The sequence below is a fragment of the Actinomycetospora soli genome (assembly GCF_021026295.1).
Lineage (GTDB): Bacteria > Actinomycetota > Actinomycetes > Mycobacteriales > Pseudonocardiaceae > Actinomycetospora > Actinomycetospora soli.
The window spans coordinates 218,341-239,435 of sequence record NZ_JAJNDA010000004.1; the positions used below are offsets into that span (position 1 = coordinate 218,341).

The window sequence follows — 21,095 nt, forward strand, 5'->3', positions numbered from 1 at the left end:
CGGGTGCACGCTGGAGCCATGAGCGAGCAGGTGGTGCAGGTCGGACTGGACGAGGCCCTCGTCGAGCGCGCGGTCGCCCGCGCCGACCGGTGGGCCGGCGCGAGCGACGAGGCGGGGCACGACGCGTCGACCCGCCGGCTCGCCGCGCTCGTGCACGATCCCGCCGGGGTCGACTTCGCGATGCACTTCGTCGACCGGGTCGCGCGCCCGGAGGACGACGCCGTGGCCGCCCGCGAACTGGCCCGCCTGGCCGGGCGCGGTGCCACGCTGCCCGGGTTCGCCTCGGCGCTGGACCGGCTGATGCTGCGCACCGGGGCGGCGCTCGCCCCGCGCGCGCCGCGGCTCGTCGTCCCGCTCGCACGGCGGCGGCTCCGCCGGCTCGTCGGGCACCTCGTCGTCGACGCCTCCGGTCGCGTGCTCGGCCGTCGGCTGGCGGCAGCGCGGGCCGACGGGTTCCGGCTGAACCTCAACCTGCTCGGCGAGGCCGTGCTCGGCGAGGACGAGGCGGACCGTCGCCTCGCCCGCACGCTCGAGCTGATCCGCCGCGACGACGTCGACTACGTCTCGGTCAAGGCGTCGTCGGTGGCGAGCCAGCTGGTGCCGTGGGACCTCGAGGGCAGCCGGGACCGGCTCGTCGAGCGCCTCACGCCGCTGTTCGAGGCCGCACGCGACCACGGCGTGTTCGTGAACCTGGACATGGAGGAGTACAAGGACCTCGACCTCACGGTCGCCCTGTTCACCGCCCTGCTCGAGCAGCCCGCGCTGCGCGGGTACTCGGCCGGGATCGTGCTGCAGGCCTACCTGCCGGACTCGGTCGCGGCGCTCGGGCACCTCGCGGACTTCGCCCGACGACGGGTCGACGCGGGCGGGGCGCCGGTCAAGGTCCGGCTGGTCAAGGGCGCGAGCCTGGCGATGGAACGGGTGGACGCGGCCCTGCACGACTGGCCGCAGGCGCCCTACGGCACGAAGGCCGAGGTGGACGCCAACTACGTCCGGCTCCTCGACCGGGCGCTGCGCCCCGAGCTGGCCGACGCGCTGCGGATCGGGGTGGCGAGCCACCACCTGCACCACGTCGCGCTGGCGGTCGAGCTCGCCGCTGCGCGCGGGGTCGGGGCGCAGATGGACGTCGAGATGCTGCAGGGCATGGCCCCCGCGCAGGCCCGGGCGGTGGCGGCGGACCTGCCGGACAGCGGGCTGGTGCTCTACACGCCCGTGGTCCACGCCGAGGACTTCGACGCGGCCGTGAGCTACCTGGTCCGGCGGCTGGAGGAGAACGCCGGGCAGGAGAACTACCTGTACGCGATGTTCTCGGCACAGGGCCCGGGGTCCTACGTCGACCGCTTCCGCGCCTCCGTCCGCGACCGGGACGCCGTCGCCGACACGCCGCGCCGCACGCAGGACCGGACCGCCCCCGTGGTCGGCCCCGTCCCCGAGCGCTTCCGCAACGAGCCCGACACCGACCCGTCGCTCGGCCCCAACCGCGACTGGGCCCGGCGGGCGGTCGCCGCGGCACCCGCCGTCGTGCGGGCGCCGGAGCTGACCGACCCCGCCGCGGTCGACGCGGTGGTGGAGCGCGCGGCGGCGTCGACGTGGCGTGGGCTGGCGCCGGCGGAAAGGGCGCGGCTGCTCCGGGAGGCCGCCCGCGCGCTGGTCGCGGCGCGCACGGAGCTCGTGACGACCATGGTCCACGAGGCCGGCAAGACGGTCGCCGAGGCCGACCCGGAGATCTCGGAGGCCGTCGACTTCGCGGCCTACTACGCCGACCGCGCCGAGGAGCTCGACACCGCACGCTTCACACCCGACCGGGTCGTCGTCGTGACGCCCCCGTGGAACTTCCCGGTGGCGATCCCGCTGGGCGGCTGTCTCGCCGCGCTGGCGGCGGGCGGGGCCGTCGTCATCAAGCCCGCGCCGCAGGTCCGGGCGTGCGCGGAGGTCGGGGTCGCGGCGCTGCACCGCGCCGGGATCCCGGCCGACGCGCTGCAGCTGGTGCACACCGACGAGGCGGACGCCGGACGCCGCCTCGTGACGCACCCGGCGGTCGACCGGGTGGTGCTCACCGGCGCGAGCGAGACCGCGGCGCTCTTCCGGTCGTGGCGGCCCGACCTCGCGGTGGTCGCCGAGACCAGCGGCAAGAACGCCCTGGTGATCACCCCCGCGGCCGACCCGGATCTCGCGGTGGCCGATCTCGTCCGGTCGGCGTTCGGGCACGCCGGGCAGAAGTGCTCCGCCGCCTCCCTGGCCGTCCTCGTCGGCTCGGTGGGCGACCCGCGCACCGCGGTCGGGCGGCGGTTCCGCCGTCAGCTCGTCGACGCCGTGCGCACGCTGCGGGTCGGGCCCGGCACCGACCTGTCCACGACGATGGGCCCGCTCGTCGGCGACCTGTCACCGAAACTGGAGCGGGCGCTGACCACGCTCGAGCCCGGCGAGTCGTGGCTGGTGGAACCCCACCGGACGGGCGACGGACAGTGGACTCCGGGGGTGCGTGAGGGAGTGGCGCCCGGGTCGTGGTTCCACCTCACCGAGTGCTTCGGTCCGGTGCTCGGCCTGATGACGGCGGCGTCGCTGGACGAGGCGCTCGCCCTGCAGAACGCGACCGCGTTCGGCCTCACCGGGGGCCTGCACTCGCTCGACCGGGACGAGATCGAGCACTGGATGGAACGGGTCGAGGTCGGCAACGCCTACGTCAACCGGCACATCACCGGCGCGATCGTGCAGCGTCAGTCCTTCGGGGGGTGGAAGGGCTCGGTGGTGGGACCGGGTGCGAAGCCCGGCGGGCCCAACTACGTGGCGCAGTTCGGCACCTGGGCCGACACGGAGTCGCCCGCGACCGCGCCGCTGGGCCGGGCCGCGGCGGACCTGCTCGCCTCCGTGGCCTCCTCGGTGCCGGCGGACGACCTGGCGTGGCTGCGCGCGGCGGCGGGGTCGGACGCGTACTGGTGGCGCGAGGAGTTCGGGGTCGAGCACGACCCGACCGGGATCGCGGCCGAGGCCAACGTGTTCCGGTACCGACCCCTGCCCGCGCTGCGGGTCGTCGTCGCGGACGGGGCCGCCGACCGCGACGTGGTGCGGCTGCGGCTGGCCGGCGCGTGCGCCGGGGTGCCGGTCGCGGACGTGACCGCGGAGGTCGTGCCGGAACCCGGCGAGCGGCTGCGGGTGGTCGGGACGGCGCCCGAGGCGCTGCGGCGGCGGGCGGGTGAGGTCGGCGCCTCGCTGGTGGAGGGTCCCGTGCTCGCCGACGGCCGACGCGAGCTGCTCACGGTGCTGCGCGAGCAGGCGGTGAGTGTGACCCGTCACCGGTTCGGCCACGTGGAAGCCTGACGCGGCCCGGCGCGTTGTGCCTCACATGGCGCAGATGACGATGTACACGACCAGCTGGTGCGGCTTCTGCCGGCGGCTGAAGAGCCAGCTGGACCGCGAGGGGATCGGCTACTCCGAGGTCGACATCGAGCGCACGCCCGACGCCGCGGAGATCGTGACCCGCATCAACGGCGGCAACCGCACCGTGCCGACCGTGGTCTACCCCGACGGCTCGTCCGCCACCAACCCGAGCTTCGCCGAGGTGAAGACGGCCCTGGCGAAGGCGGAGGCCGCGCCGGGCGTGTGACGCCGACCCGTGCTGAACGAAGGGCCCCTCCGGTCGATCTACTCGACCGGAGGGGCCCTTCGTTCGTTCCGGGGCCGGCGCCCCTCGTGGCAGGTCAGCCCGCCGTCGCCCACGCCTCGAGCATCGCGCGCGCGATCGACACGCCGCCGGGCAGGATCAGCTCGCGGTCCTCGCCGGCCTCGAACGCGGTGCCGCCCACCCCGTGGGCGCCGCGGGGTCCCTCGCCCTCGCGGGTCATCCAGTCGCCGGCGGCCAGGGCGGTCCGCAGCTCGTCGCGGGTGACCCACCGGGCGTTCTCGATCTCGCCCTCCTGCAGGGCGAGCGTCTGCTGCGGGTCGGCGACCGCGGAGAACCCGATCATCAGCGAGCGCGGGAACGGCCAGGGCTGCGACCCGAGGTAGGTGATGTCCGAGACGGTCACGCCGACCTCCTCGGCGCACTCCCGCGCGACGCACGCCTCGAGCGACTCGCCGGCCTCGACGAACCCCGCGAGCACCGAGTAGCGGCCCGCGGGCCAGATCGGCTGGCGCGCCAGCAGCACGCGGTCGGCGCCGTCGTGGACCAGGCAGATCATCGACGGGTCGGTGCGGGGGTACTCCTCGTGGTCGCTCGCCTCGCAGAGCTGCGCCCACCCGGCCTTGATCGACCGCATCGGCGAGCCGTCCCGGGCGCAGAAGCGGGCCCGTTCGTGCCAGGACAGCAGGGCGACCGCCGTCGTCAGCAGCCCCGCGGAGTGGGCGTCGAGGTCGCCCCCGGAGACCCGGAGGTCGCGCCACAGCTCGGTCGAGGAGAACCCGGAGCCGGCGTCGTTCGACGCGTCGGCGTCCGGCACGCGCACCCCCCAGTACGCCGTGCCGTCCTCCTCGCCCAGCAGCACCGCACCTTCGGGGATGGATGCGCCGAACTGGCGCGACGGCACGTCGATGACGCGCAGCGTCCCGTCCGGCTGCTCCTCGACCGGCGTGCGGCCCTGCGGGTCGACGCGCACCACGCGGGCCAGGGGCCACGTCGACGCCACGTGCTCCGGGTCGTCGCGGACCTGCTCACGCCGGTCGACGGTGGAGCGCGAGAGCCGCGGCAGGGAGTCGAGGTGGAACGCCGCCCGCATGTCGGGCCCCGCGGTGGGTGCAGTGGTCACGGGGTCCTGATACCACCCAACGCCCGCAACGACTCCGCCGACGTGGCGGCGTCGGCCACCACCACCCCGGTGAAGCGCGCGGGCGCGAGGAACTCCGCCGCCGCGGCGTGGACCTGCTCCAGCGTCACGGCCTCGAGGCGCTGCGGGTGCTCGCGCACCCACCCCGGGTCCAGTCCGACGCCGGCGAGCCCGGCGAGCGTGGACGCGAGCCCGGCCTGCGTGTTCATCGAGATCAGGAGCGACCCGACGGCGTAGCGCCGGGCCGACTCCAGCTCGGTTGCGCTCGGCGGCACGACGGCGGCGCGCCCCAGCTCGTAGCGCATCTCCAGCAGCGCGGGGGCGGTGACCTCCGAGGCGCAGTCGGTCTCGACGAGGAGCGCGGCCCCGTACGGGTCGAACTCCAGCGACGACGACGCGTGGTAGGTGTAGCCCTTGTCCTCGCGCAGGTTCTCCACCAGGCGCGACGAGAAGTAGCCGCCGAACGCCAGGTTCGCCAGCTGCAGGGCCGGATACCGCGGGTCGGTGCGCGGGACGGCCGCGGCGGAGAGCCGCAACTGGGACTGCACGGCGCCCGGCCGGTCCACCAGCAGCAGGTCCGACCCGTGCAGCTCGGGCAGCGGCGGCAGCAGCCCCGCCTCGCCGGGCGGGTCCCACGCGGCGAGCGCGGCCTCGGTCGCGGCGACGGCGGCGGTCGGGTCGAGGTCGCCGACCAGCACGAGCACCGAACCGCGCGGCACCACCTGACGGCGGTGCATGGCGGTCAGGTCGTCGGTCGTCACCGCCGCGACGTCGGCGACGTCGGGCATCTCGCGGGTGACCGGGTGGTCGCCGTAGCGGTGGCGCTGGAGCGCCCGGCGCGCGATCACCGAGGGCTGGGCGGACGCCACCTGGATGCGCTCGGCGAGCCGCTCGCGCTCGCGCGCGACCTCCTCGTCGGGGTAGGCGGCCCCGGTCAGCACGTCGGCGACGACGTCGAGCAGCGTCGGCAGGCCCTCGGCCAGCGCGTGCCCGGCGGCGGCGAGCCGCTCCGGGTCGACCGCGAAGCCGATCTCGCCGCCGACGCCCGCGAGGTCGTCGTCGAGGGAGATCCGGCTGCGTCGGCCGGTGCCCGAGAGCAGGGTGGACGCGAGCACCTCGGCGACGGCCGCGTGCGTGGGCCGCTGCGCGTCCTCGCCGGAGAACGGGATGCGCAGCCGGAGCTCCACCACCGGGACGCCGGGCCGGCGCACCGCGATGACGCGCAGACCCGTCGTCAGGACGGTGTCGACCTCCTCGGGCGCGGGGACCTGCGGCTGCGGGCGCAGCGGGGGCAGCTCGCGGGGACCGGCCGGGGTGCGGCCGATCTCGGCGGCGGAGCGGCGCTCGGCGGCGGTGGGGGCGGTCATGCTCCGGCTCCGGGGGTGAGGACGAGCAGGGCTCGCGAGGTGGGCCGCAGGGACGCCGCCGCGGCGGCGACCGCCTCGGGCGTGACGGCCGCGATGGCGCCCGGCAGCTCGTCGGAGAGCTCCGCCCGGCCGTGGACGAGCTCGGCGGACCCGAGGGCGAGCATCCGGTTCATCAGCCGGTCGTGCTCGCGGTGCAGCGCGCTGGCCCAGCGGGCGGTGACGCGGCGCAACTCCTCGGGGTCGGGGCCGCGCTCGCCCAGGATCAGCAGCTCGGCGTCGACAGCGTCGACCACCCGCCGCGGGTCCACGGTGTCCGGGTGCACCGCGGTGATCGTGAAGGTGTCGGGGTCGCGGGCGTCCAGCGGCGCACCCATGAGTCCCGCCGAGGCGGACACGTCGGTGACCAGGCCGTCGCCGTAGACGAGGCGCTGGGTGAGGCGGGCCGCCTCGCCGTCGGTGAGCAGGCTCCCGAGAACGGCGTGGGCGAGGTAGCCGGGCAGGTCGGTGCCCGGGTCGGGCAGGCGGTAGCCCAGGGCGAGCGCGGGCAGCGGGGCGTGGGCGTCGAGGACCGACTCGTGACGCTCGCCGTCGGGGGCGGGCTCGCCGAACGCGGGCCGGGCCGGGACCGGGCGGGCCGGGATGTCGCCGAAGTGCCGCTCGACCAGCGCGGCGGCGTCGTCCGGGTCGAAGTCGCCGACGACGGTCAGCACCGCGTTGCCGGGCGCGTAGTAGGCGTCGAAGAAGGCGGCGGCGTCGTCGAGGGTGGAGGTCTCGAGGTCGGTGAAGTCGCCGTAGCCGTTGTGCGCGTTGGCGAAGGTCGAGTACAGCACCGGCGGCAGCAGGATCCAGGGGAACCCGCCGTACGGCCGGTTCAGCACGTTGAGCCGGATCTCCTCCTTCACCACGTCGATCTGGTTGCGGAGGTTCTCCTCGGTGAGCTTCGGCGCGCGCAGCCGGTCGGCCTCGAGGAACAGCCCGCGCTCGAGCGCGCCGGCCGGGAGGATCTCGAAGTAGTCGGTGTAGTCCTGGTGGGTCGACCCGTTGAAGACCCCGCCCGAGCCCTGCACGTGGCGGAAGTGGGCGAGCTTCTCCAGGCTCTCCGAGCCCTGGAACATCAGGTGCTCGAACAGGTGGGCGAACCCGGTGCGGCCCTCCGGCTCGCTGCGGAAGCCGACGTCGACGTGGACGGCGACCCCGACGACGGGATTGGTCCGGTCGGGTGCGAGCAGCACCCGGAGACCGTTGTCGAGCGTCAGTCGCTGTCGCTGCTCGGGCGGGGCCGAGGTGGGGGCCGTACTCACCCCCCGACCCTAACGGCGATGACGGTCCCGCTGGGCGGGGACGGCGCGTCGGGCGGGTCGGGCGCGCCCCCGGCCCGGACGGCGGGACGCGGCGCAGGCCCGGCCCCGCGCGGGCACGGCCACGCGACGCGCGGGGCGCCGCTGCTGCCGGCTGAGGGCGACGACGAGCGAGCCCGCCCCGAGCGCGGCCGCCACCGCGAGCGCGAGCTCCAGCCGCGCCACCAGCGGGGAGACGGCCTCACCCGCGGCGTCCGTCGCGGTGCGGGACCCGGAGGCGCCCGTCCCCGCGACGGCCAGCGGCGCGGTGATCGTGCCGTCGGCGGGCACCTGCACGGGCACCGGGAAACCGGGGTTGCGCCCGCAGCCGTCGAGCAGCGCCGTCCGCCGGACACCGCCGACCTCGAGGGTCACGCGGTCGTGGGGGTCGGCCGATAGGCAGGAGGCGGTGGCGGTCACGACGGCCGTCACCGTCACCGGCGGCGCCACCGGCGCGGCGGGTGCCGGACCCAGCCCGACGGCCTGCGCGAGCGCGGGGACCCGCGGCACGACGACCGCGACGACGGCCAGCGCCCCGAGCGCGAGCGCGACCAGCAGGACGAGGGTCCGGGTGGCGCGGTGATCGGACTCGGCGACCCGGGGACGCGCAGGTGCGGAGGCGCGGGACGGGAGGCCGACCGAGAGTGACACGGCTGACATTCTGCTCACGCCGCGCCGGACCCGTTGGAGGGATCCCCGGTCGGTACCCACTGCGACGGGCTGGTACACCGACGCGTTTCGTGGACGTCCCGTCCGGCCGATCCGGTCACCGGGTCGGCCGCCGCCCCGCCCCGGGGCCCGTCAGCGCGTGAACCCGTCCACGCCGGTGGCCTCGACCGAGGTCCGCCACAGCCACTCGGCCGCGTCGGGGTCGATCGCGTACGGCATGACGCCGCCGGGGTGGCCGCCGCGGGAGTCGGGCGGGGTCGAGGTGTCGACGGCCACCGCGACCTCGCAGTCCTCGAGGTACACCCCGGACAGGTCGGCGAGCTGCGGGCTCGTCGCCGCCCACGTCTCGGTGGCGGCGCCCTGCTCGGGGGTCTTGAAGTTCGCGGCCGCCGGCCCCGGGTTGCCGTCCTCGTCCTGCCAGCCCAGCGCGACCATCTCCTCGAGCGGGAGGTGGCGCTGCAGCGGGGTCATGATCCCCCCGGGGTGCAGGGCGAAGGCCCGGACGCCGCGGGCGGCGAGCCCGACGGCGAACAGGACGTTCGCGGTCTTCGACTGCCCGTAGGCCTGCCACTTGTCGTACGCGCGGTGCTCGTAGTGCACGTCGTCGCGGTGCAGGTCGGAGAAGTGGTGCCCGCGCGAGGACACCGAGACGACGCGCGAGGTGTCGTCGAGCAGCGGCGCGAGCCGGTTCACCAGGGCGAAGTGGCCCAGGTGGTTGGTGGCGAACTGGCGCTCCCAGCCCGGGCCGACGCGCTCGAGCGGGCACGCCATGACGCCCGCGTTGTCGATCAGCATGTCGATGCGGGTCCCGTCGGCGAGCCGACGGTCGGCGAAGGCGGCGACGGAGTCGAGGTCGGCGAGGTCGAGCTCGTCGGTGGTCACGCCCTCCAGGCCCGCCAGGGCCTCGTCGGCGACCTCCCGACGACGGGCCGGGACGACGACGCGGGCGCCCGCGGCCGTGAGGGCCCGCACGGCCTCCAGTCCGAGGCCCGAGTAGCCGCCGGTGACGAGGGCGACGCGCCCGGTCAGGTCGATGCCCTCGAGGACGTCGGTGGCCGTGGTGGTCGCGCCGAACCCGGAGCCGATCGGGGTCTGCTGCGCTGTGATCATGCGTCCGACGCTAGGACTTCGAGCGCACTCGAACGCAACCCGACGGCCCTCGCCCGTCGTGGCAGGAAAGCGTCGTTGCTGCCACTGGCTGACAGCAACGACGCTTTCCTGCCACGCCCCCCCCCCCCCCCCCCCCCCCCACGAGGGGGGGTCAGTGACGCGCCCCCAGCAGACGCCACAGGTGGGCCACCGACTCGGCGCCGCGCAGCAGCAGCGGGAGCACCGCACGCTCGTCCGGGGCGTGGATCCGGTCACCGGGCAGCATCACGCCGAGGAAGGCGAGCGGGGCGTCGAGCGCCGTCGTCAGGAGCGCCTCGGGGCCGCTGCCGCCCTCGCGCGCGGGCAGCACCTCCACGCCCAGCGCGATACCCATCGCCGCGCGGATCGAGGCCACCAGCGGCGAGTCGAGGTCGCAGATCAGCGGCGGCACGCCCGGCCCGCCGGTGGAGACCTCGGCGTCGATCCCGGCGGGCACGCGCTCGGCCACGAAGCGCTCCAGCAGCGGCTTGATCCGCGCCGGGTCCTGGGCGTCGACGAGCCGGAACGTCATCTTCAGGGTCGCGGCGTGCGGCACGATCGTCTTGTGGCCGGGGCCGGCGTACCCGCCGTGCAGGCCGTTGACCTCGGCGGTCGGGCGGGCCCAGAGCCGCTCGTAGGTCGACCAGCCCGCCTCGCCCGACGTCGCCGTCGCGCCGGCGGCGGAGCCCGCGAGCCACGCCGGCTCGTCGAAGGGCAGCGCCGTCCACGCCGCGCGCTCCTGCGCGGTCGGCTCGCGGACGTCGTCGTAGAACCCGGGCACCGCGATGTGCCCGTCGTCGTCGTGGAAGGCGGCGACGAGGCGGGCGAGCTCGGTGACGGGGTTGGGCACGGCCCCGCCGAACTGCCCGGAGTGCAGGTCGACCGACGCGCCGCGGTAGACGACCTCGAGGTCCACCAGTCCGCGCATCCCGCAGCAGACCGTCGGGGTCTCCCGGTCGACCATGCCGGTGTCGGTCACGACGATCTCGTCGCACGCGAGCGCGTCACCGTGTGCGGCGAGGAGCTCCGCGAGGTGCGCCGACCCGGACTCCTCCTCACCCTCCACCAGGAGCTTCAGCGACACCGCCGGGGCCGCCGCGCCCGTCGCCGCGAGGTGCGCCCGGACGCCGAGCAGCACCATCGCGATGTGGCCCTTGTCGTCGGAGGCGCCGCGCCCGCGCAGCTCCTCCCCCACCACCTGCGGCTCGAAGGGGGCGAAGGACCACCCGTCGTCGAGATCGGCGGGCTGCACGTCGTGGTGGCCGTAGACGAGCACCGTCGGCGCGGCCGGGTCCGCCGCGGGCCAGTGCGCGTACACGGCGGGCAGGGCCGCGGTGTCCGACCACACCTCCACCGTGGGCCAGCCGTCGCGGCGCAGGGTCGTCGCGAGCCACTCCGCGGAGCGCGCCACGTCGCCGTGGTGGCCGGGGTCCGCGCTGATCGAGGGGATGCGCAGCCACTCCGACAGCTCGGCGACGAAGGCGTCGGCCCGCGCCGCCACCTCGGTCTGCTCGACGGTGCCCGAGAGCGGCTCGATCGTGCTGGTCACGCCCTCACGCTAGCCCCCGACGAGGGCCCGGATCTCCCGGCGGCGCACCACCGCGACCACGAGCAGGAGCACGCCCAGGATCACCGGCGTGTACCAGAACCCGACCGAGAGGAAGAAGAGCTGCGCGATCGTCGCGCCGACCATCACGGCGGCGAGGCACGTCGCCGCGAGGCCCGCGAGGCGCGGCACCAGCAGCCCGATCCCGCCCGCGATCTCGAGCACGCCGACGACGAGCCGGAGGGCCTGACCGCCCGGGAGCTCCGCGAACAGCTGGATCGCGTAGGCGTCGCCCCAGAGCTTCGGCAGGCCCGAACCGACGACGAACATCAGCCCGAGGAGGACCTGGAGGACCCACAGGCCGATGGTGGCGGCGCGGGAGCGGGTGGCGGCGGGGGCGGCGGTGACGGTGCTCATGGCGTCGATCCTGCTGCTCACGAGGGCGTGGTGTCAATAACGTATCGCCTGATTGTTTTTTCGTACTGCGCGTCGGCGGGGCTGCTGCGCCACCATCGGCCGATGCGCTTCTCCCGCCCGCCGGCCTTCACCACGCGCCCGACCCTGGAGGGCACCGTCGGGATGGCGGCCTCCACGCACTGGGCGGCCTCGGCCACCGCCATGGGCGTGCTGGAGCGGGGCGGCAACGCCTTCGACGCCGCGGTCGCGGCCGCCTTCGTCCTCCAGGTCGTCGAGCCCCACCTCAACGGGCCCGGCGGGGACCTGACGGCGGTCTTCACGACGGCGGGTGATCCGACCCCGCGGGTCCTCGACGGCCAGGGCCCGGCGCCGGCGGGCGCGTCGGCCGCGCGGTACCGCGCCGAGGGCCTCGACCGGGTGCCCGGCGCGGGCGCGCTCGCCGCGGCGGTCCCCGGGGCCACCGACGCCTGGCTGCTCCTGCTGCGCGACCACGGCACGTGGGAGGTGACCGACGTCGTCGGACCGGCGATCGGCTACGCCCGCGACGGCTTCCCCGCCGTCGCACGCGTCGGGTCGACGATCGCCGCGGTGGCCGACCTCTTCCGGGAGCACTGGCCGTCCAGCGCGGCACTCTGGCTGCCCGACGGGCGACCGCCGGCCCCCGGGCAGGTGCTGCGCAACCCGGCCTGGGCCGCGACCCTGGGTCGGCTCGCCGACGCCGCGCAGGGACCGACCCGCGAGGCCCGCGTCGACGCGGTCCGCGGTGTCTGGGCCGAGGGCTTCGTCGCCGAGGCGGTGGAGGCGTTCTGCCGCACGCCGCAGCGGCACGCCTCGGGGACCGACCACGCCGGGGTGCTCACGGTCGCGGACTCCGCCGGCTGGCGGGCCTCGGTGACCGACGCCGCCGTCGGGACCTTCCACGGGTACCGGATCGCGAAGACGCCGTTGTGGGGGCAGGGCCCGGCGCTGCTGCAGATGCTGGCGCTGCTCGAGCCGGACGTGCCCGACCCGTCGACCGGGGAGGGCGCGCACCGCGTCCTCGAGGCGATCAAGCTCGCCCAGGCCGACCGCGAGGCGTGGTTCGGCGACGACACCCCGGTCACCGTGGCCGAGCTGCTCGACCCGGCGTACCTCGACGCGCGCCGCGCACTGCTCTCCGAGGTCGCCTCGCCCGACGTCCGGCCCGGGCGCGTCGGCGGACGCGAGCCGCGGATGGCGGAGCTCGCCACGGCCGGGGTGGCCCCGGGGGTGACCGCGGGCTCGGCGGTCGGCGAGCCGACCGTGACGCTGGAGGGCGAGCCGGGCACGTCGTCGCACGGCGAGATGCGCGGGGACACCTGCCACGTGGACGTGGTCGACCGCTGGGGCAACCTCGTCTCCGCGACCCCGTCCGGCGGCTGGCTGCAGTCCTCGCCGACGATCCCCGGGCTCGGCTTCGCGCTCGGTACCCGCCTGCAGATGACGTGGCTGGAGGAGGGCCTGCCCTCGACGCTCACCCCCGGGCGGCGCCCCCGGACCACGCTGACACCGACGCTCGTGCTCGACGACCGCGGTCCGGTCGTCGCGCTCGGCTCGCCCGGCGGCGACCAGCAGGACCAGTGGCAGCTGCTCTACCTGCTCCGGACGCTCGTCGGCGGCTGGTCGCCGCAGGCCGCGATCGACGCCCCGGCCCTGCACACGACGTCCTCGCCCGGCTCGTTCTGGCCGCGCGACCGGGAGCCCGCGGGGGCGACCGTCGAGGACCGGCTCGGCGAGGCCGTGATCGGCGAGCTGGAGCGTCGGGGGCACCGGGTCACGCGGGCGGGCGACTGGGCGCTGGGCCGGCTCTCGGCGGTCGGGATCGACCGGGACCGCCGCGTGCTGTGGGGTGCGGCCAATCCCCGGGGCATGCAGGGCTACGCGGTGGGAAGGTGATCGACATGGCCTTCTCGCTGCGTCGTCGCCGCCGTCCGTCCCCCGGGACGTCCGCGGCCCTGCTCGCCTACCCGCTGCTGGGGATGGGGGTGCTGCACTTCGCGGCGCCGGCACCGTTCGACACGCTGGTGCCGCCCTGGATTCCCGGCGAGGCCCGGTTCTGGACCTACGCGAGCGGCGTGGCCGAGCTCGCCGTCGGGACCGCGGTCGCCGTGCCGCGGACGCGGCGGCTGGGGGCGACGGCCGCCGTCGGGCTGTTCCTCGCCGTGTTCCCCGCCAACGTGCAGATGGCCTGGGACTGGCGCCGCCGCCCGTGGCCGTGGCGGGCCGTGGCCCTCGGGCGCCTGCCGCTGCAGTACCCGATGATCACGCACGCCCTGCGGGTGCGGGCGGACTCCTAGGCGGGCAGGCCCAGCACGCCCGCGGGGTCGTGGCGGCGGGCGAGGGACGCGAAGCGCGCCTCGTCGGCCTCGCCCGGCTCGGCCGCGAGCAGGGCCGGCCCGGCGCCGTCGGCGTCGAGGACGACCTCGGTGACCACGCCGACCGCCTCCGGGCGGCAGCGGAAGGCCCACCAGAGCTCGGGGTCGGGGTGCGCGCCGGCGAGCGGGTGCACCACGGCGTCGCCGGTGACCAGCGTGACCCCGCGCAGACCGCCGGCGCCCGGGGCGTCGGCCACGGTGTCGGGGCGGCGCGGCACGCGGACGGTGCCGCCGCCCGCGCCGACGACCCGGCGGACCTGCGCCCACGACGCGCCGACGCCCGCGTGGACGAGCCCGTCCCGGACCACCACGCGGTCGGCGCGCGCGAGCGACAGCGCGACGGCGGGCCGGTTCGTCCGGCTCGGCGGCTGCGCGGTGTGCGGGTCGAGGACCACGACCTCGACGTCGTTCTCGTTCGCCCAGGTCAGGGTGGCGACGACGTCGGGCGTACCGGTCGCGCCGACCACCGCGAGCAGACGCGACGGGGGCCGGCCGATCGACGTGGTGCGCAGCAGTTCGACGGCGGCGTCGGCCGTGTACGGCGGGAGCACCGGACCGTGCACGAGGTCGCCGAGCTCGAGGGCCGCGCGGGCCACGCGGCCGGTGGCGCCGCTGTGGTGCGGGCGCGGACTGATGGTCACGCCCGGTGCATCGTTCGCCGACCCGGAAGGGTTATCCGGATTGGCCGATCGATCGGGTGAGCGTGCCGAACGGGTCGTGGCGGCGCATCACGTCGGCGAAGCGCATCCGCTCGCCCGCGCTCCACGCCGTCCGCCGCTGGAGCATCGTGGTGTCCCAGGGGTCGAGCACGACCTCGGTGAGGATGCCGACCCGCTCGGGCTGGGCGCGGTAGGCCCACCACAGCTCGGGATCCCCGGAGCCGGCCCCGAGGTGGTGCACCGTCCCGTCGCCGGTGACGAGGACGACCCCGCGCTTCGTCACCGACCCGACGCCGTGGGCGACCAGGCCGGGGCGGTGCAGGAGCGTCCGCGGCGCGGGGTCCTCCTCCGGGGCGGCCCGGTACACCGCGGGCCACGACGCCCCCACGCCGGCACGCAGCGTCCACGCCGCCCGGTCCAGGTGCACGCCGTCGATCCGGCTGCGGGAGACGGCCAGCACCGGCTTGGAACCCGCCGTCGGGACGGCGGTCGCCAGGGCCGGCCGGTGCGGCCGCGGGTCGAGGGCCACGACGCCGACGTCGTGCATCGTGGCCCACCCGACGGCCGCGGCGACGTCGGCGGTGCTGGTGGCCCCGACGACGGCGAGCAGCCGCGGCAGCGCCGCCACGGCCGGGTCGACGGCGAGCTCGACGGCCGCCTCCGCCGAGTGCGGCGCGTGGACGGGCCCGTCGACGAGCGGCTCGAGCTCCGCGGCGGCCTGGCCTGCCCGCCCGGCGCGCGGTCCGCGCCGGGTGGGCAGGTCCTGTGGATCGATGGTCATGACGTCCCCCCGTCGTCGACCTGGTGGTGTTACCGGAGCCCGAGCCGGCGTCCGCCGAGCACGGCGTCCGGGTCGGTCCGGGCGACGACCGCGGCGAGCCGCGCCCGTCCGTCGTCGGTCCAGCACGCCCCCGGCCGCGCGGCGATCGTCTGCGGCGAGGCGTAGTTCGCGGGCACGGTGCCGGCCGACCAGGGCGCCAGGGCGTCGACGAGGCCGAGCCCGAGGGCGGGGACGACGTCGACGAGCTCGGGCACCATCGGCGCGACGACGCCGACCGCGTACGGCGCGCGGGCCGCCACCCCCTGTGTGCCGCGCAGCGCCTGCCCCCCGGTCTGGCGCAGCTCGACGACCACGACCGGCAGCTCGTGCTGCGGGCCGGCGACCGCCAGGACGGTGTCGATCGTCTCCGTGGTGATCTCCCGGAGGTACCCCCCGGTGATCCACGCGGGCATCGGGTCGGTCGGGTCGCAGTGCACGACGTCGATCGCGATCGAGGGCAGGTCGCCCACCATGTCGAGGACCGGGGTCGCGACCCGCCGCATCGGCGCGAGGATCTCGAGGCCCTCGATCTCCGGCCCGAGGTGCCAGAACCGCAGGTGCACGACGGTGCGCCCGCGCAGGGGCGGTGGGGCGGCCTCGAGGTCCGGCATGCGCAGGATCGCGATCGAGGTCGTGGTGTTCTCGCCCAGGCGTGCCTGCCACGCCCGCCAGGCGTGCAGCACGGCCGGCGCGTCGGCGGCGTCGTAGAAGATCGCGCCGCCGTGGAAGCGGGAGACCTCCACGAGCTCGACGGTCATCTCCACGACGATCCCGGCCGCGTCCTTGCCCCCGAGCATCGCGTCGAAGAGCTCGTCGCCCCGACCGACCTCGCGGATCTCGCCCGTGCCGGTGACGACCTGCATGGCGCGGACCTGGTCGGAGCCGAGGCCGAAGCGGCGGATCATCGGACCGATGCCGCCGCCGGTGCAGAAGCCGACGACGCCCACGTCGGAGGAGGAGCCGGTGACCGCGGTCAGGCCGTACGGCGCGGCCGCCTCGAGGACCCGGGCCCACTTCACGCCCGCGCCGACGGTGACGGCGCGCGCCCGCGGGTCGACGTCACAGCGGTCGAGTCGCTTCGTGGAGACGACGAGCGTGCCGCGGTGGGAGAAGTCGGCGTGCCCGGTCGCGATGACGGCGACCCCGAGGTCGTGGGCCCGGGCCCAGCGGACCGCGGCGGCGACGTCGGCCGCGTCGGTCGCCCCGACGACGCCGACCGGCTCGTGGACCGGCGCGAGGTTGAAGCCCGCGATCTCGGCGACGAGGCCGACGTCCCCGGGATCCCACACGGGTCCGGACACGGTTCTGCGGAGCTGGTCGAGGCCGAGGCGCGCAGTGGTGGACGTCGTGGGGGCAGCCAGCTCGGTCATGGTCAGCTCTCCGTTATCACTGCAGGGCCACTCGGGTGAGTGGCGAGTGTCACTGACCGTAGAGCGAGCACTCTGCGTCATACAAGACGCAGTTCCGCGCTGGATCCGGCACGGAGCGTGAGAGCTCCTAGCCGCGCGGGCGGATCGTGGCGTTCGGGAGCGCGGGCGCGTGGAGGCGTGCCGTCCCGCCGTCCTTCCCGACGTAGCCCGAGACCCGGCCGAAGCGCCGCTCGGGGTCGTCCTCCCACGCGGTGCGGAACGCGACGATCTCGTCGTGGGACCGCCCGACGAAGTTCCACCACATGACGATCTGCTCGCCGAACGGGGTGCCGCCGAGCAGCAGGATCCGGGCCGGCTCGTCGCCGGGGTTCGCGAGGTCCAGCCGCTCGCGCCCGGGGGCGACGTAGGCGAGCTCGGCCGCCGCCACGGGCTCGCCGCCGATCGTGAGGCGGCCCGTGTCCACCAGCACCCCGTGCTCGAACGCGGGGTCGACGTCGAGGCCCACCGTCGCGTGCGGGTCGAGCAGCAGTTCGGCGCCGAGCAGCGGGCTGAAGGTCTCGACGGGGCTGCTGATGCCGGCGAGCTCGCCGAGGAACACCCGCAGCGTGGCGCCGACGAGGTCGACCGCGTCCGGCGCGTGGTGGGCGAACGACCGCGGGGTGTCCCGGTGGGCGTCGGGCAGGGCCAGCCAGAGCTGGGCGCCGTGGAGCACGGTGGTGTCCGGGGTGGAGACCTCGGAGTGGCAGACGCCGTGGCCGCCGGTCATGAGGTTCAGCTCGCCGGGCCGCACGATCGCGTGCACGCCGTGGGAGTCGCGGTGCTCCACCTCGCCGGTGAACAGCCAGCTGACGGTGGCCAGCCCGGTGTGCGGGTGCGGGGCGACGTCCATCCCGCCGGACACGGTGACGTCGTCGGGGCCGTAGTGGTCGAGGAAGCACCAGGCCCCGATCAGCGAGCGCTGCCGCTGCGGCAGGGTGCGGCGCACCGTCATCGCCCGCGGGCCGCCGAGCGGCACCTCGCGCGGCGTGAGGATCTCGACCGTGGCGTCGGGGGCCTCGCGGCCGTCGCACAGGACCTCGTCGGGCGCGGTCTCGACGTTGCTCACGCCCCGATCATCCCCCTCGTCCTGCGCTCGCCGCCAGGAGCGTCCGACCGTCCCGCGCCCCGGTCGCGGGGGGAGGCAGGCCACCGGTGTCGCCCTCGCCGCCGGTGCTCCGGTCACCGCACCTCGGGGTCGCCGTCGTCGAAGCCGGTCGTGTCGGGGTCGGCCTCGTCGTCGACGAAGTCGGCGCCGCGGACGGCGTCGTCCCCGACGGGGTCGCGCACCTCGACCGGCACGCTCGCCACGAGGGCGCGCAGCCCGGCGGCGTCGAGCAGGTCGGCGGGGGTGACGGTGCGGTCCTCGCGGACGTAGTGCAGCGCCGCGCGGATCCGCTCGACGGGCGTGCCGGTCAGTGCCGCCCACGCGAGCCGGTACGCGGCGAGCTGGACCGACAGGGCCGGCATCGCCTCGGGTCCCGGTGGGGCCCCGGTCTTCCAGTCGACCACGGTGGCCCCGCCGTCGGGGTCGGTGAACACCGCGTCGATGCGGCCCCGGACCAGCGTGCCCTCGACCTCGGTCTCGAACGGGACCTCCACCGCCACCGGGGTGCGGGTCGCCCACCGGCTCGCGGTGAAGCGCTCCTGCAGCACCGCGAGGTCGGCGGCGGCCTCGGCGTCGGTGTCCGCGGCGTCGTCGGCCGCGCCCGGCAGCTCGTCGAACTCGAGCAGTTCGGTGCGGGCGAACCACCGCTCGACCCACGCGTGGAACTCCGTCCCGCGGCGCGCCCGCGGGTCGGGTGGCCGCGGCACGGGCCGGCGCAGCCGGCGGGCGAGCGCGTCGGGGTCGGCGGCGAGGTCGACGAGCTGGCTCACCGACAGCTGCGGGGGCAGCAGCACCCGGGCGTGCCGTTCGCGGGCGGCGGCCCGCTCGGCGAGCAGCACGTCGACGTCCGCGGCCCACCCGTCGGGATCGGGCTCGTCGGGGAGCTCCGCCGGCCGCTCGCGGGCCGCGCGCACCAGGGCGGCGCCCTGCTCGACGGCGTCCCGCCGTTCGGCGAGCGGGTCGATCGGCCACGCCTCGGTGCGCACGCGCTCGGCGAGCGGGTTCTCGGCGCCCTCCTCGGGCGGGTCGGCCCACGTGTCCACCACCGCGCCGCCCGCGCCGGCGAGGGCCCCGACCTCCTGCAGGAAGTCCGACGGCCCACGGGGCGTGCTGCCCGACTCGCCCCACCAGTGCCCGGACACCAGCAGCGTCCGCTCGGAGCGGGTCAGCGCGACGTAGAACAGGCGCCGCTCCTCGACGAGCCGGCGCTCGTCGAACTCCTGCTCGTGCCGGTCGAGCCGCTCGGTGAGCTCCTTGCGGTCGGCGACGCCCGCGACGTCCAGGGCCGGGAGGTCGGGCCGGTCGCCGCGGAGGTCGACCGGCAGCGAGGGGATCGTGGTCAGCCACGACCCGCTGAGCTTCGGACCGGGGAACACCTTCGTGCAGACGTGCGGCACCGCGACGACCTGCCACTCCAGGCCCTTCGCGGCGTGCACGGTGAGCACCTGGACCCGGGTGCCGCCCAGCGCCGGGTCGGAGGCCGCGGCGACGTCGACCTCGCCGGGCGTCAGCCCGTCCTCGGCGTCCTCCGCGGCGTCGAGGTAGGCGAGCAGCGCCGTCGGGGTGGCCGTGCCGCCCGAGGCCGAGGCCCCACCGCTGAAGTCGGCGACGACGTCGGCGAAGGCGTCGAGGTGCGCCCGCCCCACGGCCGAGGGCCGCGAGACGGCCTCGACGTCGAGCAGCAGCGTGCGCTCGACGTCGGCGACGAGGTCGACCAGGGGCGCGGTCACCCGGCGGCGCAGTCCCGCGAGCTCCCGCGCGAGCCGCGTGATCCGGGCGAACCCGGCCGGGGAGTACCGCGTCGCCGGCCCCGGGTCGTCCAGGGCGTCGACCAGTCCCGCCCGCTCGGCGTGCTCCCCGGGCAGGGCGTCGGCGATCGGGTCGGGGGCGGCCGCCGTCGGCAGGTCGGGCGGCGTCGGCGGGGCGGCGAGCTCCCGCGCCCGGCGCCAGAGCGCGGCGAGGTCGGCCCCTCCGATCCGCCACCTCGCCCCGGTGAGCAGCCGGACCGCGGCGCCGCCCGCCAGCGGGTCGACGACGAGCCGCAGGGCGGAGACGAGGTCGCGCACCTCGGGCTCGTCGAGCAGACCGCCCAGGCCGACGACCTCGACGGGCAGGCCCCGCGAGCGCAGCGCCGCGGCGATCTCGGTCATGTCGGCGCGGCGCCGGACCAGCACGGCGCTGGTCGGGGCCGGCTCGTCCGCGTCGAGCGCCGCCCGCCAGCGGTCGGCCACGGCGTCGGCGAGCCACTCCCGCTCGGCGACGACGTCGGGGTGCAGCGCCACCCGCACGTCCCCCGGCGGCGCCCCGGCGAAGGCGCGCAGCTCCCCCACCCCGTCGAGGGCCCACGGGTCCCGCAGCGGCTCGACGACACCGTTGGCCAGGTCGAGCACCTCGGGCGGGTTGCGGAAGCTCGTGAGCAGGCCGAAGCGGCGGGCGGCCACCCACTCGCCATCCGGGTCGGGTCGGGGGAAGTCGGTGACGAAGCGCGGCAGGTTCGCCGCGCTCGCCCCGCGCCAGCCGTAGATCGACTGGAAGGGGTCGCCCACGGCGGTGACCGCCGTGGCCTCGTCGCCCGCGAACAGCGCCCGCAGCATGATCCGCTGCGCGTGACCGGTGTCCTGGTACTCGTCGAGCAGGACCGCGCGGAACATGCCCCGCTCGGCCTGGCCCACCTCGGGGTGCCCGTCGGCGAGCCGGGCGGCCGCGGCCATCTGGTCGGCGAAGTCGAGGCACCGCTCGGCCTGCTTGCGCGCGGCGAGCTCGGCCACCAGCGGGAGCAGGGCCGCCCGGAACCGCTGCCGCTCGACGATCTTGACCAGGGCCTGCGGCAGCCCCGCCTTCTGCCGCTTCGCCGCCGGGGTCGACTCGATCACCCGGCACAGCGCCTCGGTGTGCGCGCGCAGCGCCTCCGGGTCGGCGAGGTGCTCCCCCAGCTCCCCGGCGAGCGCCAGCACGTACTGCGTGACGGTGGTGGGGACGAGCGCGGTGTCGAGGTCGCGGGCCCAGGAGGACACGACGCGGTGCGCGAGCTGCCACGAGGCGGTGGGCGAGAGCAGCCGGGCGCCCGGGTCGGTGGGCAGCCGCAGCCCGTGCTCGGTGAGCAGCCGCCCCGCGTACGCGTGGTAGGTCGACACGGTCGGTTCGAGCGTGCGCACCAGCACCCGGCGCTCGCCGCTCGGGTCGATCTCGTCGAGCAGCGGGTCGGACGCGAGTCGGCGCAGCCGCTTGCGGATGCGGTCGGCGAGCTGTCCGGCCGCCTTGCGGGTGAAGGTGAGCCCGAGGACCTGGTCGGGCGTGACGACGCCGTTGGCCACCAGCCACACGACGCGGGCCGCCATGGTCTCCGTCTTGCCCGACCCGGCACCCGCCGTGACCAGCGCCGAGGCGAACGGCGCGGCGATCACCTCGGCCTGCTCGTCGGTGGGCCGGCGCAGCCCGAGCCGCTCGGCGAGCTCCGCCGGGTCGATGAGCCCCGTCATCGGACC

The 21,095-nt window shown here is 76.3% G+C and carries 16 protein-coding genes; 4 read left to right on the top strand and 12 right to left on the bottom strand.

All coding sequences use genetic code 11. The features are described from left to right. Positions 1-18: 18 nt before the first annotated feature. A complete protein-coding gene (locus LN037_RS08065; RefSeq protein WP_230751420.1) occupies positions 19-3,318 on the top strand; it encodes a proline dehydrogenase family protein in 3,300 nt (1,099 codons plus the stop codon). A gap of 34 nt (positions 3,319-3,352) precedes the next feature. Then, positions 3,353-3,604, top strand: coding sequence for a mycoredoxin (locus LN037_RS08070; protein ID WP_305058223.1), 252 nt, complete (start codon positions 3,353-3,355; stop codon positions 3,602-3,604). Between the two features lie 94 nt (positions 3,605-3,698). Here LN037_RS08070 and nudC read toward each other — a convergent pair whose 3' ends face one another. The 7 genes from nudC to LN037_RS08105 all read right to left on the bottom strand — a co-directional run bounded on the left by nudC (position 3,699) and on the right by LN037_RS08105 (position 11,224). Beyond that, positions 3,699-4,712, bottom strand: coding sequence for an NAD(+) diphosphatase (gene nudC, locus LN037_RS08075; protein ID WP_230751610.1), 1,014 nt, complete (start codon positions 4,710-4,712; stop codon positions 3,699-3,701). Positions 4,713-4,738: 26 nt separating this feature from the next. Continuing rightward, entirely contained in the window at positions 4,739-6,127 is a 1,389-nt protein-coding gene (locus LN037_RS08080) for a M16 family metallopeptidase (protein WP_230751422.1), read from the bottom strand. Next, positions 6,124-7,428, bottom strand: coding sequence for a M16 family metallopeptidase (locus LN037_RS08085; protein ID WP_230751423.1), 1,305 nt, complete (start codon positions 7,426-7,428; stop codon positions 6,124-6,126). The genes LN037_RS08080 and LN037_RS08085 overlap by 4 nt, the downstream gene beginning before the upstream one ends. Before the next feature lie 9 nt (positions 7,429-7,437). After that, positions 7,438-8,115, bottom strand: coding sequence for a hypothetical protein (locus tag LN037_RS08090; protein ID WP_230751424.1), 678 nt, complete (start codon positions 8,113-8,115; stop codon positions 7,438-7,440). 150 nt (positions 8,116-8,265) lie between these two features. Continuing rightward, a complete protein-coding gene (locus LN037_RS08095) occupies positions 8,266-9,240 on the bottom strand; it encodes an SDR family NAD(P)-dependent oxidoreductase (protein WP_372460406.1) in 975 nt (324 codons plus the stop codon). Positions 9,241-9,394: 154 nt separating this feature from the next. After that, positions 9,395-10,810, bottom strand: a complete 1,416-nt coding sequence (locus tag LN037_RS08100; protein WP_230751426.1) for a M20/M25/M40 family metallo-hydrolase — start codon at positions 10,808-10,810, stop codon at positions 9,395-9,397. A gap of 9 nt (positions 10,811-10,819) precedes the next feature. After that, positions 10,820-11,224: a DoxX family protein gene (locus LN037_RS08105; RefSeq protein ID WP_230751427.1), complete on the bottom strand. Its 405-nt coding sequence runs from the start codon at positions 11,222-11,224 to the stop codon at positions 10,820-10,822. 102 nt (positions 11,225-11,326) lie between these two features. Here LN037_RS08105 and LN037_RS08110 point away from each other — a divergent pair, with 102 nt between their 5' ends. Continuing rightward, entirely contained in the window at positions 11,327-13,138 is a 1,812-nt protein-coding gene (locus LN037_RS08110; protein WP_230751428.1) for a gamma-glutamyltransferase family protein, read from the top strand. Between the two features lie 5 nt (positions 13,139-13,143). Beyond that, positions 13,144-13,539, top strand: a complete 396-nt coding sequence (locus LN037_RS08115) for a DoxX family protein (protein ID WP_230751429.1) — start codon at positions 13,144-13,146, stop codon at positions 13,537-13,539. Here LN037_RS08115 and LN037_RS08120 read toward each other — a convergent pair. From LN037_RS08120 to LN037_RS08140, 5 genes are all read right to left on the bottom strand, one after another. Further along, entirely contained in the window at positions 13,536-14,258 is a 723-nt protein-coding gene (locus LN037_RS08120; RefSeq protein ID WP_230751430.1) for an FAD-dependent oxidoreductase, read from the bottom strand. The genes LN037_RS08115 and LN037_RS08120 overlap by 4 nt on opposite strands. A gap of 31 nt (positions 14,259-14,289) precedes the next feature. Further along, the gene (locus LN037_RS08125; RefSeq protein WP_230751431.1) at positions 14,290-15,057 is read right to left on the bottom strand and encodes an FAD-dependent oxidoreductase; all 768 of its coding nucleotides are present in this window, start codon (positions 15,055-15,057) and stop codon (positions 14,290-14,292) included. Positions 15,058-15,086: 29 nt separating this feature from the next. Further along, positions 15,087-16,466: an FAD-binding oxidoreductase gene (locus tag LN037_RS08130; protein WP_230751432.1), complete on the bottom strand. Its 1,380-nt coding sequence runs from the start codon at positions 16,464-16,466 to the stop codon at positions 15,087-15,089. Positions 16,467-16,593: 127 nt separating this feature from the next. After that, a complete protein-coding gene (locus LN037_RS08135) occupies positions 16,594-17,571 on the bottom strand; it encodes a pirin family protein (RefSeq protein WP_230751433.1) in 978 nt (325 codons plus the stop codon). Between the two features lie 113 nt (positions 17,572-17,684). Continuing rightward, the gene (locus LN037_RS08140; RefSeq protein ID WP_230751611.1) at positions 17,685-21,089 is read right to left on the bottom strand and encodes an ATP-dependent helicase; all 3,405 of its coding nucleotides are present in this window, start codon (positions 21,087-21,089) and stop codon (positions 17,685-17,687) included. Positions 21,090-21,095 lie beyond the last annotated feature (6 nt).